General features: G+C 72.1%; 12 protein-coding genes. 3 read left to right on the top strand and 9 right to left on the bottom strand.

Features of this window, described 5'->3' with window-relative positions:
* Nucleotides 1–185: 185 nt before the first annotated feature.
* On the bottom strand, nt 186–617 hold the full coding sequence (locus tag ABZS66_RS29350) for an RpiB/LacA/LacB family sugar-phosphate isomerase (RefSeq protein WP_354763188.1): 432 nt from the start codon (nt 615–617) through the stop codon (nt 186–188).
* Nucleotides 595–1,518 (bottom strand): DMT family transporter, encoded by a 924-nt coding sequence (locus tag ABZS66_RS29345; RefSeq protein WP_354763186.1) that lies wholly within the window; start codon nt 1,516–1,518, stop codon nt 595–597. Before ABZS66_RS29345 ends, ABZS66_RS29350 begins: the two co-directional genes overlap by 23 nt.
* Between ABZS66_RS29345 and ABZS66_RS29340 the strand changes: the two genes are divergently transcribed.
* On the top strand, nt 1,517–2,914 hold the full coding sequence (locus ABZS66_RS29340; RefSeq protein ID WP_354763185.1) for a PLP-dependent aminotransferase family protein: 1,398 nt from the start codon (nt 1,517–1,519) through the stop codon (nt 2,912–2,914). The genes ABZS66_RS29345 and ABZS66_RS29340 overlap by 2 nt on opposite strands.
* Nucleotides 2,915–3,271: 357 nt before the next feature.
* Here ABZS66_RS29340 and ABZS66_RS29335 read toward each other — a convergent pair whose 3' ends face one another.
* The 6 genes from ABZS66_RS29335 to ABZS66_RS29310 form a co-directional block, all read right to left on the bottom strand.
* Nucleotides 3,272–3,640 (bottom strand): STAS domain-containing protein, encoded by a 369-nt coding sequence (locus tag ABZS66_RS29335; RefSeq protein WP_354763182.1) that lies wholly within the window; start codon nt 3,638–3,640, stop codon nt 3,272–3,274.
* A gap of 135 nt (nt 3,641–3,775) precedes the next feature.
* Nucleotides 3,776–4,411 (bottom strand): alpha-ketoglutarate-dependent dioxygenase AlkB, encoded by a 636-nt coding sequence (locus tag ABZS66_RS29330; protein ID WP_354763227.1) that lies wholly within the window; start codon nt 4,409–4,411, stop codon nt 3,776–3,778.
* Nucleotides 4,412–4,466: 55 nt separating this feature from the next.
* Nucleotides 4,467–5,252, bottom strand: coding sequence for an ABC transporter permease (locus ABZS66_RS29325; protein ID WP_354763180.1), 786 nt, complete (start codon nt 5,250–5,252; stop codon nt 4,467–4,469).
* Nucleotides 5,249–6,196 carry an ATP-binding cassette domain-containing protein gene (locus ABZS66_RS29320; protein ID WP_354763178.1) on the bottom strand — a complete coding sequence of 316 codons (948 nt, stop codon included), beginning with the start codon at nt 6,194–6,196 and terminating at the stop codon, nt 5,249–5,251. The genes ABZS66_RS29325 and ABZS66_RS29320 overlap by 4 nt, the downstream gene beginning before the upstream one ends.
* A 44-nt stretch (nt 6,197–6,240) precedes the next feature.
* Complete coding sequence (locus ABZS66_RS29315) at nt 6,241–7,086, bottom strand: DUF4097 family beta strand repeat-containing protein (RefSeq protein WP_354763176.1); 846 nt, start codon at nt 7,084–7,086, stop codon at nt 6,241–6,243.
* A gap of 47 nt (nt 7,087–7,133) precedes the next feature.
* Nucleotides 7,134–7,625 (bottom strand): YlcI/YnfO family protein, encoded by a 492-nt coding sequence (locus tag ABZS66_RS29310; protein WP_354763174.1) that lies wholly within the window; start codon nt 7,623–7,625, stop codon nt 7,134–7,136.
* A gap of 74 nt (nt 7,626–7,699) precedes the next feature.
* On the opposite strand from ABZS66_RS29310, the gene ABZS66_RS29305 reads away from it, so the two are divergent.
* A complete protein-coding gene (locus ABZS66_RS29305) occupies nt 7,700–8,899 on the top strand; it encodes a cytochrome P450 (RefSeq protein WP_354763172.1) in 1,200 nt (399 codons plus the stop codon).
* 72 nt (nt 8,900–8,971) lie between these two features.
* Here the strand turns inward: ABZS66_RS29305 and ABZS66_RS29300 are convergent, their stop codons facing one another.
* Nucleotides 8,972–13,252 carry a discoidin domain-containing protein gene (locus ABZS66_RS29300; RefSeq protein WP_354763170.1) on the bottom strand — a complete coding sequence of 1,427 codons (4,281 nt, stop codon included), beginning with the start codon at nt 13,250–13,252 and terminating at the stop codon, nt 8,972–8,974.
* Between the two features lie 488 nt (nt 13,253–13,740).
* On the opposite strand from ABZS66_RS29300, the gene ABZS66_RS29295 reads away from it, so the two are divergent.
* Nucleotides 13,741–15,015: an ROK family transcriptional regulator gene (locus ABZS66_RS29295; RefSeq protein ID WP_354763168.1), complete on the top strand. Its 1,275-nt coding sequence runs from the start codon at nt 13,741–13,743 to the stop codon at nt 15,013–15,015.
* Nucleotides 15,016–15,033: the final 18 nt, after the last annotated feature.

Here is a 15,033-nt window from a genome sequence, read left to right as displayed (position 1 = left end):
TCTACTGTGGACCCTCCAGTGTGGACTGGGCGCGGGCATGCACCGCCCCCACCACAAGGGTCGCCGGAAACGCCGACGGAGCCGATGGTTTGCTGCGTCGCGATCAACGGCGATGTGCGTCGCCGTTCACTGTGCAATGACCTCGGGCACGCGGAGACGGTTGCACCGCCGGATGCATTGCTACATCACGGATTGGTCACCGTGCGCCTGAGCAGCGCGATGTTCTCCGCCTCGTCGGGGTCCGGGGTGGGCACGTCGAGGAAGGCCTGGAGCACCTCGACGGCGACGTCGGGTGCGAGGCGCTTGAGGCTCATCGCGAGGACGTTCGCGTCGTTCCACAGCCGCGCGCCGCGGGCGATCCACGGGTCCCAGGCGACGGCGGCGAGCACGCCCGGCACCTTGTTCGCGGCGATCGCCGTGCCGGTGCCGGTCCAGCACATCACGACGCCGAGGTCGGCGGCGCCGTCGACGACGGCGCGGCCGACCCGCTCGCCGAGCACCGGCCACGCGACGCCAGCGGCCCGCACGTCGAGGACCTCGTGCCCAGCGGACACGAGGTGCTCGACGACCGCCCGGGTGGTCTCGTTCTCGTCGTCAGCCGCGAACGCGATGCGCATGCTGCGAAACTAGCAGTCGCGGCGCGCGGAGGCGCTGCGTCAGCGCGACGCACAGCAGTACCGCCAGGGCCGCCACCATGGCGGGCACCGGCACGTGCTCGTGCAGCAGCAGGGCCGACCAGGCGAGGGTGAGCACCGGCTGCGCGAGCTGGAGCTGTCCGGTGCGCGCCACCCCGCCGCGCGCGAGCCCGGCGTACCACGCGAAGAACCCGAGGAACATCGACACCACGGTGAGGTAGCCGAACCCGGTCCAGGCGGCGGCCGAGGCGTGCGGCGGGTGGCGCAGCGCCACGACGGCCGTGACCGCCGTGGTCGCCGGCATGGCCAGCACGAGCGCCCAGCAGATGGTCCGCGCGCCGCCGAGCTCGCGGGCCAGCGCGCCGCCCTCGGCGTAGCCGAGCCCGCACAGCGTGACCGCGACGAGGAGGTACAGGTCGGAGAGGCCGGCCGCGCCGCTCACCGCGCCGCCGGCGATCAGGAAGGTCAGCACGGCCGCCAGCCCGGCCCCGCCGGCCAGCCAGAACGCGGGCGACGGGCGCTCGCCGGCGCGCAGGACGGCGAACCCGGCGGTGATCGCGGGCAGCAGCGCGACGACGACGGCTCCGTGCGCGGCGGTGCGGTCCTGCAGCGCGAGGGAGGTGAAGAGCGGGAAGCCGACTACCACGCCGAGCGCGACGACGGCCAGGCGACGCCACTGGTGCCCCGTGGGGCGCGGGGCCCGCGACGCGGCCAGGTACACCATCGCGAGCAGCCCGGCGCCGACCGCCCGCCCGAACGCGACGAACCAGGGGTCGAGGTGCTCGACCGCGAGCCGTGTCGCCGGCAGGGACACGCTGAACGCCAGCACCCCGAGCAGGCCCGTTATCGCGATCGGTGGAGTAGCGTTATCCTTGGCTCTCATGAATGACGATAACGCAGCCGCTCGCGTTATCCAAGATCTCCGAGCGCTCAGTCACGGCGCCCCGGCCGGCACCCGGCTGCCCACGGTGCGCGAGCTCACCGCGCGGCACCAGGCGTCGCCGGTGACGGTGGCCCGGGCGATCCGCCGGCTCGCCGCGGAGGGCGTGGTGGACGCGCAGCCGGGCCGGGGCACGTTCGTCGCCGCCCGCGCCGCGGGGCCGGTGGCCGACCTCTCGTGGCAGTCGATTGCGCTCGGTCCGGGCCCGGCCGGCTCGGACTCGATGCAGGCGCTGCTCGCCGTCCCCCGGCCGGGCATGATCCCGCTCTCCGGCGGCTACCTCGACGCCGACCTGCAGCCCGCGGCCGCCCTCGGCGCGGCGCTGGCCCGCGCGGCCCGCCACCCGGCGGCGTGGCAGCGCGGGCCGGTCGAGGGGCGGGAGGACCTGCGGGCGTGGTTCGCCCGCACGGCCGGCGGCGCGCTGCGGGCCGACGACCTGGTGCTGTGCCCCGGTGGGCAGGCGGCGCTGTCGACCGCGTTCCGCGCGCTGGTCGCACCCGGCGATCCGGTGCTGATGGAGGCTCCGACGTACCTCGGGGCGCTGGCCGCGGCCCGCGCCGCCGGACTGCGGGTGGTCCCGGTCCCGGCGGACGCCGACGGGGTCCGCCCCGACCTGCTGGCCGCGGCGTTCCGGCGCACCGGGGCGCGGCTGTTCTACTGCCAGCCGCTGTATGCGAACCCGCACGGTGCGGTGCTGTCGGCGTCCCGGCGGCCGGAGGTCATGGCGGCGGTGCGCGCGGCGGGGGCGTTCCTGCTGGAGGACGACTACGCCCGCGACCTGGCGATCGACGGCGACCCGCCCCCGCCGCTGGTCGCCGACGACCCGGACGGCCACGTCGTGTACCTGCGCTCGCTGACCAAGCCGGCCGCCCCCGGCCTGCGCCTGGCGGCCATCGGCGCCCGCGGTGCGGCCGGCGCCCGCCTGCGCGCGGCACGCGTCCTCGACGACTTCTTCGTGGCAGGCCCGCTGCAGCAGGCCGCGCTGGACTTCGTGACGTCGCCGGCCTGGCCCCGCCACCTGCGCTCGCTGCGGCTGTCCCTGGGCACCCGCCGCACGGCGCTGCTCGACGCGCTGCGGCGGTTCCTGCCGGAGCTGCTGCCCGCCCGGGTGCCGTCGGGGGGCCTGCACCTCTGGACCACCCTCCCCCACGGCGTGGACGACGTGTCGCTCACGACGGCCGCCGCGGCGGAGCAGGTGGTGGTCTTCCCGGGCCGCCCGTGGTTCGCGGCTGAGCCCGACGCCGCCCACCTCCGCCTGACCTTCGCCGCGGCGGCCCCGGACCAGCTGCAGGAGGGCGTCCGCCGCCTGGCTCGCGCCCTGGCAACGCTGCGACCGTGACCCGCCCTTGATCAATGGCAGGATCCGGCTGTCATGGCAGCCAGAACTCGCCATGGATCATGGCGCGGACGCAGCCGCGACGCAGGCCGACGGCGTCCACCCATGATCATGGGAGCGATCTGGCTGCCATGACAGCCAGATGTTTCCCACGATCATGGCCACCGCCCGCTGCACGGCCAGCAGCCTGTTGGCGAGCGGGGCCGCGGCCGCGGACTGCCGACGCGACCCCGGCGAATGCGGCGCGGCACGGGCACGGCACGGCACGGGCACGGCACGGCGCGGGCACGGCACGGCACGGACGGGCGCAGCACGGACGGCGCGGGCGGTCGCGGCACGGCGCGGGTGGCCGGGCGTGGGTCAGGCGGACTTGGGCGGGGCCCAGGTCGGGCCGGACAGGATCTCCAGCAGGCCGAGGAGGTTCAGGACGCGGCGGACGCCCGGGCTGGGGTTGACGATCCACAGGTCGCTGTGGCTGCCGCGGGCGTGGGCCCGGGCGGCGACCAGCTTGCCGATGCCCGTCGAGTCGATGAAGGTCACCAGTCCGAGGTCGACCTCGACCGCGGTGGCCCGGACGTCGTCGATGGCGCGGTGCAGGACCGTGCGGAGCTCGGCGACGTTCTCCATCGTGATCTCGCCCGCGACCCGGACGCGGATCGCCTGGTTGGGCAGGGGGTCGACCGTGATGTGCAACTCCGGGAACACTGCGAAACGATCGACCTGGCTCATCCGGCTCACCTTCCCACGATCCGAGCCGCTCTCACGATACGGGCTCCCGGCCGGGGAGTCACGCATCGACGGATCGCCCCGGCCGGGCGATCCCGAACGGGCGGGACCAGGGCCGAACTCCGGCCCAGGCGCCGGTCAGGCGACCCCGACCGGGCGGAACTGGACGCTCACCCGCGGCCCGACCGGCCGCGCCGTCTTCGGGATCGCGTGCTCCCACGTGCGCTGGCAGGAGCCGCCCATGACGATCAGGTCGCCGTGGCCGAGCGGGAACCGCAGGCTCTCGCCGCCGCCGCGGGGGCGCAGGAGCAGGGCGCGCGGCGAGCCGAACGAGACGATCGCCACCATCGTGTCGAAGCGGGAGCCGCGGCCGATCGTGTCGCCGTGCCAGGCGACGCTGTCGCGGCCGTCGCGATAGAGGCACATGCCCGCGCTCACGAACGGCTCGCCGAGCTCCTCGACGTAGTGTGCGGTGAGGCGGCGGCGGGCCTCGGTGAGCAGGGGGTGCGGGAGGAGCTCCCCCTCGCCGAACCACCGGAGGAGGCGGGGCACGTCGACCACCCCGTCATACATCCGGCGGCGCTCGGCCCGCCAGTCGACGTCGTCGAGCAGGGTCTGCAGGACCGCGTCGCTGCCGAGGACCCAGCCGGGCAGATGGTCGACCCAGGCGCCGCGGCTCAGCTCGTGCCGCGCCACGTGCCCGTCGAGCGGGCCGAGCGCCGGCTCGGCCGCGACGGCGGTGTCGAACATCGAGGGCTGGTACGCCAGGTCCATCATGCCGCCCACTTTACACGATGTTCGAACATGCGTACGAGGAACCCGGTGAACGCTATCGGGTGGATTCGCGGTTGAACAGCTTCTTGGACCAGAGGTAGCCGCCGAGCCCGATCGCGACGCACCAGCCGACGGCGATGGCGGCACTGTTGCCGATCGGCGTGCCCAGCAGGAGGCCGCGGATGGTCTCGATGAGCGGGGTGAACGGCTGGTACTCGGCGAACCAGCGCAGCGCGGTCGGCATCGAGTCGGTGGGGACGAAGCCGCTGCCGAGGAACGGCAGCAGGATCAGCGGCATGCCGACGTTGCTGGAGGACTCGACGGTCCTGCTGGCCAGGCCGAGCGCCACCGACAGCCAGATGAACGCGAGCGCCATCAGGACCAGCACGCCGACCAGGGCGAGCCAGTCGCCGGGGCCGGCCGACGGGCGGAAGCCGATGAGCAGCGCGACGCCGGTGACCGTCGCGATGCCGAGCATCGTCTGGATGAGGCTGCCGACGACGTGCCCGGTGAGGACGGAGACCCGGGCGATGGCCATCGTGCGGAACCGGTCGACGATGCCCTCGGTCATGTCCATGGCGACCGAGATGGTGGTGCCCTGCACGGCGGCGGTGATCGTCATCAGGATGATCGCGGGCGTGACGTAGTTGACGTACTCCGCGCGGCCGCCGGACGGGCCGCCGATCCCGGCGCCGAGGGTGCCGCCGAAGACGTAGACGAAGAGCAGCAGGAACACGATCGGCATGCCGATGAGGGTGATCGTCATCGACGGGTAGCGGACCATGCGCCGGAGGTTGCGGCGCAGCATGGTCGCCGAGTCGGTCAGGGCGAAAGAGCTCATGAGGTGGCCACCTTCTGCGTGCCGGTGAGGGCGAGGAAGACGTCGTCGAGGTCGGGGGTGTGCACGCTGAGCGAGTCGACCCGGACCGCGTGCCGGTCGAGCCGGTCGATCAGGGCCTTCAGCTCTGCCAGGCTGCCGTCGTGCGGGACCCGCAGGGCGAGCGCCTCGCTGTCGCGGGACGCCTGACCGACGGCGAGCGCGGCGGTCTCGAGGTCGTGGGGGTCGGCGAAGCGCAGCAGGACGTGGCCACCGGGGATGCGGCGCTTGAGCTCGTCCGCGGTCCCTTCGGCGACGATGCGGCCGTGGTCGAGCACCGCGATGCGGTCCGCGAGCTCGTCGGCCTCTTCGAGGTACTGCGTGGTCAGGAAGATCGTCACGCCGCCCGCGACGAGGTCGCGTACGATCTGCCACATCCCGCGCCGGCTGCGCGGGTCCAGGCCCGTGGTGGGCTCGTCGAGGAAGATCACCTGCGGGGTGCCGACCAGGGTCATGGCCAGGTCGAGCCGCCGGCGCATGCCGCCGGAGTAGGTCGCGGCCGGCTTGCTCGCGGCGTCGGCCAGGTCGAACCGGTCGAGCAGCTCGGCGACCCGGCGCCGGCCCGCCGCCCGGCCCAGGTGCTGCAGGTCGGCCATCAGGGCCAGGTTCTCCCGGCCGGTCAGCAGGTTGTCGACCGCGGAGAACTGGCCGGTGACGCCGATCGCGGCCCGGACCGCGTCCGGCGAGACCGCCACGTCATGCCCCGCGACCCGCACACTTCCCCCGTCGGCCCGGATCAACGTCGACAGGATCTTCACCGTGGTGGTCTTGCCCGCGCCGTTCGCACCGAGCAGCGAGAACACGCTCCCCCGCGGCACGTCCAGGTCGATACCGTCCAGCACGACATGCTCACCGAACGACCTGCGCAGTCCACGCACCGCGATCGCCGGCTCGGATGAAACGGTCATGAGAAGGGCTCCCTTCAGGAGGTCTTCAGGAGGTCTTCAGGAGGTCAGGAACGGCGGACGGTGATGTCGCCGAAAGAGGTGTGCACCCGGACCTCGACGGTCTCCGCGGAGTCCGCGGGCCCCTGGTCGGTGCCGTCCAGCGCGTTGCTCACCCGCCCGTGGCTGGTCTTCAGGTCGAGCCAGGCGGCGGTGCCCGCGGCGACGCCGATCTCCACGTCGCCGGCCGCGGTGTTCAGCGCGACCGAGCCGCGCACGACCCGGCCGACCCGGATGGTGCCGTTGGAGGTCCTGGCGTCCACGCCGGCGCCGGCCCGGTCGACGACGATGCTGCCGTTGGCCGACCGCACCCGCAGGTCGCCGGCGACGGCGCCGATCTCGGTGTTGCCGTTGGAGTTCTTGACAACGGCGGTGCCGCCGATCTCGCCGATCTGCACCTGCCCGGTGCCGGTGGCGACCTCGGCGTTGCCGGCGACGGTGTCGACCGCGACGTGGCCGGTGGTGTCCAGCCGGGCCGGGCCGGTCCGGTCGAGCCGGAAGTGCCCGACGGTCGCCTTGAGCCGGCACTCGCCCAGCACGCCGGTGCTGTGGACGTCGCCGACCGCCACGTCGCCGTGCACGGCCGAGCCGGCGGGCAACTCGACCAGGACGTTGACCGACCTGGTCTTCTTGGAGAAGTCGAACAGCCGGGGCTTCGGCCCGCGGACGGTCAGCGTGCCGTTGGCGTAGTCGACCCGGGTCAGCTGCGCGGCCTGCACGTCGGACTCGTCGGACTCGTCGCTCGGCCGCACCTCGACCACGGTGTCGGCGCGCTCGCTCGCGACGAGCCGCACGTCGCCGACGGCGAGGTCGATCGTGACGGAGATCGGTTCGGGGGTGGCGAAAACAGGCATGGTGGTCCCCTCGTGACGGGTCGGAGAAGGAAAACTGCAGCTGGGGACTAGCGAGCCCAGCCGGTGTACCGCTGTGGGCCGGGCTTGCTGCGGAAGCCGGAGCCGTGGTCGCGCAGCGCGGCCGCGGCGGCCCGCACGAGCCACGCGTTGACGGAGCGGCCCTCCTTGGCGGCGGCCTCCTCGACCGCGGCCTTGAGCTGCTCCGGGAGGCGGACGTTGATCCGCGCGGTGGCGCCCTCCTCGAAGTCGACCGGCGCCGCGCCCTGGTCGGCGGCGCCGGCCGGGAACTGCTCCGCCGGCTGCGGCGTCACGACGAACTCCGGGTCACGGCCGCGCAGGCGCACCTGGACCGAGCCGGGGGCCAGCTCCCGGGTGATCTCGTCGGCCGCGGCCGACAGTGCCTCGAGCAGGGCGAGCCGGATCGCCGACTCCATCGACACGGTCAGCCGGTCGATCAGCTTGGCGTTGTCGTCGCCCCCGGCGTCCGCGGCCGTCAACAGCTCCCGGCCGAGCGAGGCCACATACGGTGTCAGGTCCATGGCACCACTATGGCACACAATGGTACCGCCAGCAAGCAGGTTGGCTCAGAGGTGGCACCACGTATGGTTGGGTGGTGACGTCGATCAATGACAGCGCGCGCAAGATCGACCGCGGCGACACCGCCGCCGGGTGCCCCGTCGAGCTCGGGGACGACGGTGTCTGGCACGTCACCGGGCACGCGGCCGGGCGGGCCGTGCTGCGCAGCACCGGCACCGTGCAGGCCGGCCTCGGGGTGGAGACCGTCGAGAAGCTGCCGGCGCGCATCCGGCGGCCGGTGCTGTACCGCGACGGCCCCGAGCACCGCGAGCACCGCCGCCAGACGGCCCGCTTCTTCACGCCGCGCCGGGTCGACGAGCACTACCGCGACGTCATGGTCCGGATCACCGAGGAGCAGCTCGGCAACCTGCGCCGCGCCGGCACCGCCGACCTCTCCCGCCTCAGCTTCCGGCTCGCCGTCGAGGTCGCCTCCGCGGTCGTCGGCCTGACCGAGAGCCGCCCCGGCCTCGACCAGCGCCTCGAACAGTTCTTCCCGGAGAAGTTCGGCAGGCCCGGCTTCACGAGCATCGCGGGCCTGCGCTGGTTCTTCAGGCAGAACCGGCAGTTCCTCGAGATCTACCTCAAGGACGTCCGCCCGGCGGTGCGGGCGCGGCGCCGGCAGCGCCGCGACGACCTGATCTCGCACCTCATCGACGAGGGGTGCCGCGACGGCGAGATCCTCGGCGAGGTCATCACATTCGCCGCGGCCGGCATGATCACCACGCGCGAGTTCATCAACCTGGCCGCCTGGCACCTGTTCACCGACGACGTGCTGCGGCAGCGGTACCGCGAAGCCGCCGAGCCCGAGCGCTTCGCGATCCTGCACGAGCTGCTGCGGCTGGAGCCGGTGGTCGGCAACCTCAAGCGCCGCACGACGGCCGAGCTGGAGCTGCCCGCCGGCGACGCGACGGTGACGGTGACGGTCCCGGCCGGCGCCCTGGTGGACGTCGCCGTGAGCACCGCGAACCTCGACCCCGCCGCGGTCGGTGAGCGCCCGGCCGAGGTCTGCCCGGCCCGCCCGGTGGAGAGCGGCGTGGCGCCGGCCGGGCTGTCGTTCGGCGACGGCCCGCACCGCTGCCCGGGCGCGCACGTGGCGATCCAGGAGTCCGACATCTTCCTGACCCGCCTGCTCGACCTGCCGGGCGTGCGGATGGTCCAGCCGCCGCGGGTCGCCATCAAGCCGGACATCTCCGGCTACGAGCTGCGCGGCCTGACGGTCGCCGCGAACCAGGCCTAGCCGACCCGTCCGCCAAGGCGAACGGCCGCCGGGAGCAGTGCTCCCGGCGGCCGTCCGGTGTGGGAATGCGGACTACGGGTTGATGGTGAGCGTGAACGTGCTCGTGGTGTTGCGGATGTTCTCGGCGTTGTTCGAGAACGTCAGGTTGTTGAACGTCGCCGAGCCCACGGCCGGGCCCTGGCCCGGCTCCGGCAGCTCGTTGACCCAGATACCGATGCCGCTCTTCGCGTCGAACGCGTCACCGCTGCGCTGCGCGCCGCTGATGGTGATGTTCGTGAAGATGGTGTCCGTCACCGGGTTCTCCGGGGACGAACCGGTGTACTTCGTCTGGAACATGATGCCGGAGTAGGTCGGGTCGACGATGTCCACGTCGGACACCCGGATCCCGCGGAACTCCTTCGAGGCCGAGAAGCACCAGATCGCGCCGAACGCCTGAGCACCCCAGAAGTGACCGCCCGCTCGCACGAGGGACACGTTCTGGATCGTCGTCGGGGTCGAGCCGGGGCCGAAGCCGACGAACGGGTAGCCGAAGTTCAGCGAGCTGATCGTGATGCCCGAGTACGTCAGCATGTCCGCGATGTACAGGTTGCGGAACGTGTTGTTGTACCCGCCGTAGACCGCGAGGCCGGCCGCGCGCCAGGTGAGCGTCGCGGACAGGTTCTCCCACAGGTTGTCGTGGTTGCCCACCGAGCCACCGCCGTCGGTTGCGGAGAACAGCGCGAACGCGTCGTCACCGTTGGACCGGGCGTCGATGTTGTTGAGGTGGGTGTTCGTCGTGTCGTTGGTGAAGTTGACGCCGTCCGCGAAGGTGTTGCGGATCCGGCTGTTCGTGATCGTGATGTTGTTGTTCTTCACGCCCCAGTACATGCAGACCGTGTGCTCGACCCAGACGTTGTCGATGGTCAGGTTCTGCACGTTCGACAGCTCGCCCCACACCTTGCCGGGGCCGTCGATGCGCTCGACGTAGTTGCCGAAGAACGCCAGGTTCTTGAACGTCGACCCGTTGGCCGTGGACTCCACGCGGAAGCCCGCGTCGGTGTTCTGCTGGCCCTGCGGGGTCTGGAGCTTCGTGTACCACGGGCCGGCGCCGACGACCTGGATCGCCTTGCCGTAGATGCCGATCTTCTGGTTCGTCTCGTACGTACCGGCCGGCAGGTAGACGCCGACGGCGGTCGCGCTCTGGCGCGCGGCGTCGAAGGCGTTCACCAGGTCCTGGTGCGTGAAGCCGGCCGGGGTGATGTACGTGGCCGGGTTCGGGTTGGCGATCGGCGAGACCTGCTCGAGGTTGATGAAGTCGACCGCGAAGGTGCCGCTGTTGGCGGCGTCCTTCTGCAGCTTGATCGTGCTGCCGGCATTCACCGTCGAGTCGAGCATGATGCTGGCCTCGTCGTAGATGTGCCGCGGCCCGGCGCCGGGCGAGTTCGTCGGGGACGCCTCGTTGCCGTACAGCCACGAGTACTTCGACGTGAGCGGGATCGCCTTGTGGAAGGCGCCGTTGACGTAGATGTTCAGCGTCGAGTTGGTGCCGTCCGGGATGGAGAACCGCACGACGAGCGTGTTGGTGTTCGCCCGCGTGGTCCACTGCACGTACTGGCCGTTGCCGTTGAGCGTGACGGCCTTGCGGCCGGACGCCTCGCCACCGAGGTCGCCGATGATCCGGTTCGGCCCGACGACGGACGCGCCGCCGCCGACCGTGCCGTCCTCGGCCTCGTACATGTCGTACGGCATGTTGGCGCCGCGGCCGACGAACAGCGGGCTGTCGCTGGTGTTGTTGGCCTGCTTGACCGACAGCTCGTTGCCGTCCACGGCGATCACGGTGCGGACGGTGTACTTCCCGTTGGCCGCGGTCCACGTGCCGAGCGTGATCTGCGGCGAGCTGGCGCCCGCGGCGATCGCGCCGGTGTAGGAGCCGGTGAGCGTGGCCACCGTCGCGCCGGACGCGTTGCGCACGGTCAGCGTGACGCCGTGGGCGCCGCCGGCCGAGGCGATCGTGCCCTGGTTCAGGATGACGACCCGGAAGGTGACGGTGTTGCCGCCCGACGGGTTGTTCGGCGACCAGGACACCGGCGCGGCGACCAGGTCGGAGCTCTGCACCGGCGCGACCGTCAGCGACGTCGGGCTGGTGTAGCTGTTGTTGGCGTCGTTGGTCTCGATGACCGAGTTGTTCTCGTCGACCTTCGCGGTGAGCTGGTACGTCCCCGCCGTGCGCGGCCCGATGTTGGCCGTGACGGTCGTCTGGGCGCCGGCCGCGAGACCCGCGACGGCGGCGCTGCCGGCCAGGGTGGTGCCGAGGTAGAAGTTCACCGTCGTCGAGCCCGAGGCGGCCGTGCCGTTGTTGCGGACCGTCGCCGACAGGTTCACCGAGTCGGTCTCGACCGGCGACGCCGGCGACGAGCTGATCGAGGTGACCTGCAGGTCGGGGTTCGGCGCCGCGGTACCGAAGACCTGGAACTCCGCGACCTGACCGGACGGCGCGCCGCTGTTCGACGTGAACCGCAGCTGCACGTCGGCGACGGTCGCGGTGACCGGGATGGTGACCGTGTTCTGCGAGGACGGGTTGAACGTGTAGTTCGCCGCGCTCACCAGGTTCGAGGTACCGCTGGCCGACTGCTCACGGCCGAGCACCTGGATGTTCTGCGTGCGGGAGCCCCACGCGCTGTCCGGGTTGAGCTTCACCACGACCGAGGTGATGGTGTGGTTCGCGCCGAGCTTCACGGTGAGCGTCGCCGGGAACCCGGCCGCGCCCTCCCAGTAGGTGGTCACGTCGTTGTCGTTGGCGTTGGTCGGCACGAACGTGAAGACCGAGCCGCTCGCCTCGATCGGCTTGCCCACCGCGACGTTGGTGCCGGTCGGCGGGTTGGTGCCGGTGCGGGTGACCGTGTTGCTGTTGGCCGACGTGTTGCCGGCGGCGTCGCGCGCCTGCACGTAGTACGACACCGTGGCCGTGTCCGGCTGGTTGTCGGTGTAGGTGAGCACGTTCCCGGCGACCGAGCCGCGCAGCGAGCCGTTGGCGTAGATGTCGTACCCCGTGACGCCCACGTTGTCGGTGGAGGCGTTCCACGTCAGGCGGATCTGGCCGCTGGCCGGCTGGGTGTAGGCGAGGCTGCCCGGGGCCGTCGGCGCCTGGGTGTCCGGCGCGGTGCCGGTACGGGTGACCGTGTTGCTGTTGGCCGACTGGTTGCCGGCGGCGTCCTTGGCCTTCACGTAGTACGCCACGGTGGCCGAGTCCGGCTGGGTGTCGGTGTAGGTGAGGACGTTGCCGGCCACGCTGGTGCGCAGCGAGCCGTTGGCGTAGATGTCGTACCCCGTGACGCCCACGTTGTCCGTGGACGCGGTCCAGGTCAGGCGGATCTGGCCGCTGGCCGGCTGGGTGTACGCGAGGTTCCCGGGCGCGGTCGGGGCCTGGGTGTCACCGGTGCTCGGGCCGTAGACCTCGAGCTCGGAGATCTGTGCCGCGGCCCAGCCGGTGTTCGCCGAGATGTTGATCCGCACGTAGCGGGTCGTCGTCTGGCTGAACGGGATCGACACCGTGTTGCCGGTGCCCGGGGCGAAGTTGTACCCCGCGGAGGCCACGATGTCGGAGAAGGAGCTGCCGGTGGTGCTGCCCTGCACGGCCAGCGTCTCGGTGCGCGCACCCCAGCTGGCGGGCAGCTTCAGGACGACCGAGCTGACGGGCACCGCCGAGCCGAGGTCGACCTGCAGCCACTGCGGGAAGGCGCCCGAGCTCTCCCAGTAGGAGTTCTGGTCGCCGTCGCCGCCGTTGCCCGGCACGTACTGGCCGTTGCTGGTGCTCGACGTGAACGTCTTGCCGGCGGCGAGGTTGGTGCCGGAGGTGGAGACGCCGTAGATCTCGAACTCGGAGACCTGCGCGGCCGGCCAGCCGGTGTTCGCCGTGATGTTGAGGCGGACGTACCGCGTGCTGGTCGCGGTGAAGTTGATGGTCACGGTGTTCTGGGAGGCCGGGTTGAACACGTAGCCGACCGAGCCCACGATCGTGCTGAAGCCGCTGCCGTCGAGGCTGCCCTGCACCGACAGGGTCTGCGTGCGGGTCTGCCAGGCGGTGTCGTTGGGCAGCTTCAGCTTGATCTGGTCGATGTTGCGGGCGGTACCGAGGTCGATCTGCGCCCACTGCGGGAAGCTGTTGTTGGCGCTCTCCCAGTACGTCGCCTGGTTGCCGTCGTTGATGTTGCCGATCCCGTTGGCGCCGTTGGTGGTGCTCGACGTCGCGGGCCGGCCGCTGGCGAGGTTCGGCCCTCCAGCGGCCTGCGCGGGCACCGCCTGCGCCGTCATCGCGACCAGGGCGGCGACGGCGAGCGTCGACAGCACCCTTCGCGTCACGTGCCTGTTCCTCATCGGATTCCTTAAGTCCTGCGAGCGGGGTGTGGGTGAGTTGCAGGGGTTCGCGGCGTTGGCGGTGGCCGCCTGCACGGGGCGACGGGGACCGGTTGGCGGTGCGGTCGGCGTCTCCGGCAGGTCCTGCTGTGGTCGAGTTGCGGACGGTAGCGAAACTCTGACGATCGCTTGTAGGAATCTTGCACAGCTGTGCGCCAAATGTTGCAGACTTGCTACCGTCGCGTCAACGGCTCCGGCCAAAAAGGCGCGTCGATGCCCCGCCCCGCACTTTATTGACCTTCGCATGTGGTTCTGTCGCTTCCCGTGCGCTTCTTGCGTTTGATCGTGAGCGGTCCTCCGCCGTGAGCGCGCACAGTTTCGAAACGTTCCTGATTCGTTGCCCGGGGGTCTGGTGTTGCCGGGATGTTTCGTGGTTGATTCGTCGGACTGACCGACGAATGAGGCGCGTCGATGACGCCGGCGCCGCACCTTCCGGGGGAGGGACATCGATGGTGACCAGGGCGACGGTGAGCAAGGAACGGGCCGGCGCGGGCTCCGCGGCCGAGCCGACGGATCAGCTGGCCCTGCGCCGTGCGAACCTCTCCCGCACGCTGCGGCACATCCGGCAGAACGGCCCGCGCTCACGCGCGGCGATCGCCGCCGCGACCGGACTGCACAAGGCGACCGTGTCGAGCCTCGTCGACGAACTGCTCGACCGGCGGCTGGTCCGCGAGCTCGGCCCCGAGCACTCCGGCAGCGCCGGCCGGCCCGGCCGCGGGATCGCGCTGAGCCCCGACGTCGGCGCCATCGGCATCGAGATCAACGTCGACTACCTCGCCGTGCACGGCAGCGACCTCACCGGCCGCACCGTCATCGAGAAGCGGGTCAGCTTCGACGCCCAGGGCCGCGACGTCGAGCGCTGCCTCGACGACCTCACCGAGGCCGCCCGCCGCTCGCTCGCCGAGCTGACCCGCCGCGGGGTCACGCCGGTCGGCCTGACGGTCGCCGTGCCCGGGCTGGTCGACGTGTCCCGCGGCGTGGTGGTACTGGCGCCGAACCTCGGCTGGCGGGACGTGCCCGTCGCCACCCGGCTCGCCCACGGGTTGTCGCCCGAGCTGTGGATCGGCGTCGACAACGACGCCAACCTGGCGGCGCTGGCCGAGTACACGTGGGGTGTCGCGGCCGGCACGGACGACCTGGTGTACCTCACCGGCGAGGTCGGCGTCGGCGGCGGCGTGATCGTCAACGGCCGGCTCCTGCGCGGCGCCGACGGCTTCTCCGGCGAGGTCGGCCACCTGCCGGTCGAGCCCGGCGGCGACCGCTGCGGCTGCGGCCGGGTCGGCTGCTGGGAGACCAAGGTCGGGCTGGCCGAGCTGGTCCGCCGGGCCACGCCCGACGCGGCCTACGGCATCGGCGACGGCCCGATCCCCGACCCGCAGGAGCGCGTCGCCGAGATCGCCCGCCGGCTCGCGGCCGGCGACCCGGGCGTGGCCGCGGCCGTCGCCGAGGTCGGCTCCTGGCTCGGGCACGGCGGGGCGATCCTGGTCAACCTGTTCAACCCGCGGGTGATCGTGCTGGGCGGGTACTTCGCCGAGCTCGCCGACCACCTCATCCCGTCGGCGCAGGCCAACCTGGCCCGGATGGCCCTCGCCTCGACCGCGGCCCGCTGCCACTTCGTCGCCTCGCACCTCGGCTTCACGGCCGCGGCCCGCGGCGGCGCGGGCGTGGTCGTCGAGCGCATGATCGACGACCCGGCCGCGGTGATGCTGGCAGGCGCACGCTAGCGAGCGCAGCGCCCACGA

This window comes from Dactylosporangium sp. NPDC005572 (assembly GCF_040605515.1).
Classification (GTDB): Bacteria; Actinomycetota; Actinomycetes; order Mycobacteriales; family Micromonosporaceae; genus Dactylosporangium.
This window is presented reverse-complemented; position numbering and strand designations above follow the sequence as displayed.

Excerpts from the sequence above, each read along its gene's own strand:
- ABZS66_RS29330 (WP_354763227.1), bottom strand. The coding sequence starts at position 4,411 with ATGGACCTGGCGTACCAGCCCTCGATGTTCGACACCGCCGTCGCGGCC.
- ABZS66_RS29310 (WP_354763174.1), bottom strand. The coding sequence starts at position 7,625 with ATGGACCTGACACCGTATGTGGCCTCGCTCGGCCGGGAGCTGTTGACG.
- ABZS66_RS29340 (WP_354763185.1), top strand. The coding sequence starts at position 1,517 with ATGAATGACGATAACGCAGCCGCTCGCGTTATCCAAGATCTCCGAGCG.
- ABZS66_RS29335 (WP_354763182.1), bottom strand. The coding sequence starts at position 3,640 with ATGAGCCAGGTCGATCGTTTCGCAGTGTTCCCGGAGTTGCACATCACG.
- ABZS66_RS29320 (WP_354763178.1), bottom strand. The coding sequence starts at position 6,196 with ATGACCGTTTCATCCGAGCCGGCGATCGCGGTGCGTGGACTGCGCAGG.
- ABZS66_RS29345 (WP_354763186.1), bottom strand. The coding sequence starts at position 1,518 with ATGAGAGCCAAGGATAACGCTACTCCACCGATCGCGATAACGGGCCTG.
- ABZS66_RS29315 (WP_354763176.1), bottom strand. The coding sequence starts at position 7,086 with ATGCCTGTTTTCGCCACCCCCGAACCGATCTCCGTCACGATCGACCTC.
- ABZS66_RS29350 (WP_354763188.1), bottom strand. The coding sequence starts at position 617 with ATGCGCATCGCGTTCGCGGCTGACGACGAGAACGAGACCACCCGGGCG.
- ABZS66_RS29325 (WP_354763180.1), bottom strand. The coding sequence starts at position 5,252 with ATGAGCTCTTTCGCCCTGACCGACTCGGCGACCATGCTGCGCCGCAAC.
- ABZS66_RS29300 (WP_354763170.1), bottom strand. The coding sequence starts at position 13,252 with ATGAGGAACAGGCACGTGACGCGAAGGGTGCTGTCGACGCTCGCCGTC.
- ABZS66_RS29295 (WP_354763168.1), top strand. The coding sequence starts at position 13,741 with ATGGTGACCAGGGCGACGGTGAGCAAGGAACGGGCCGGCGCGGGCTCC.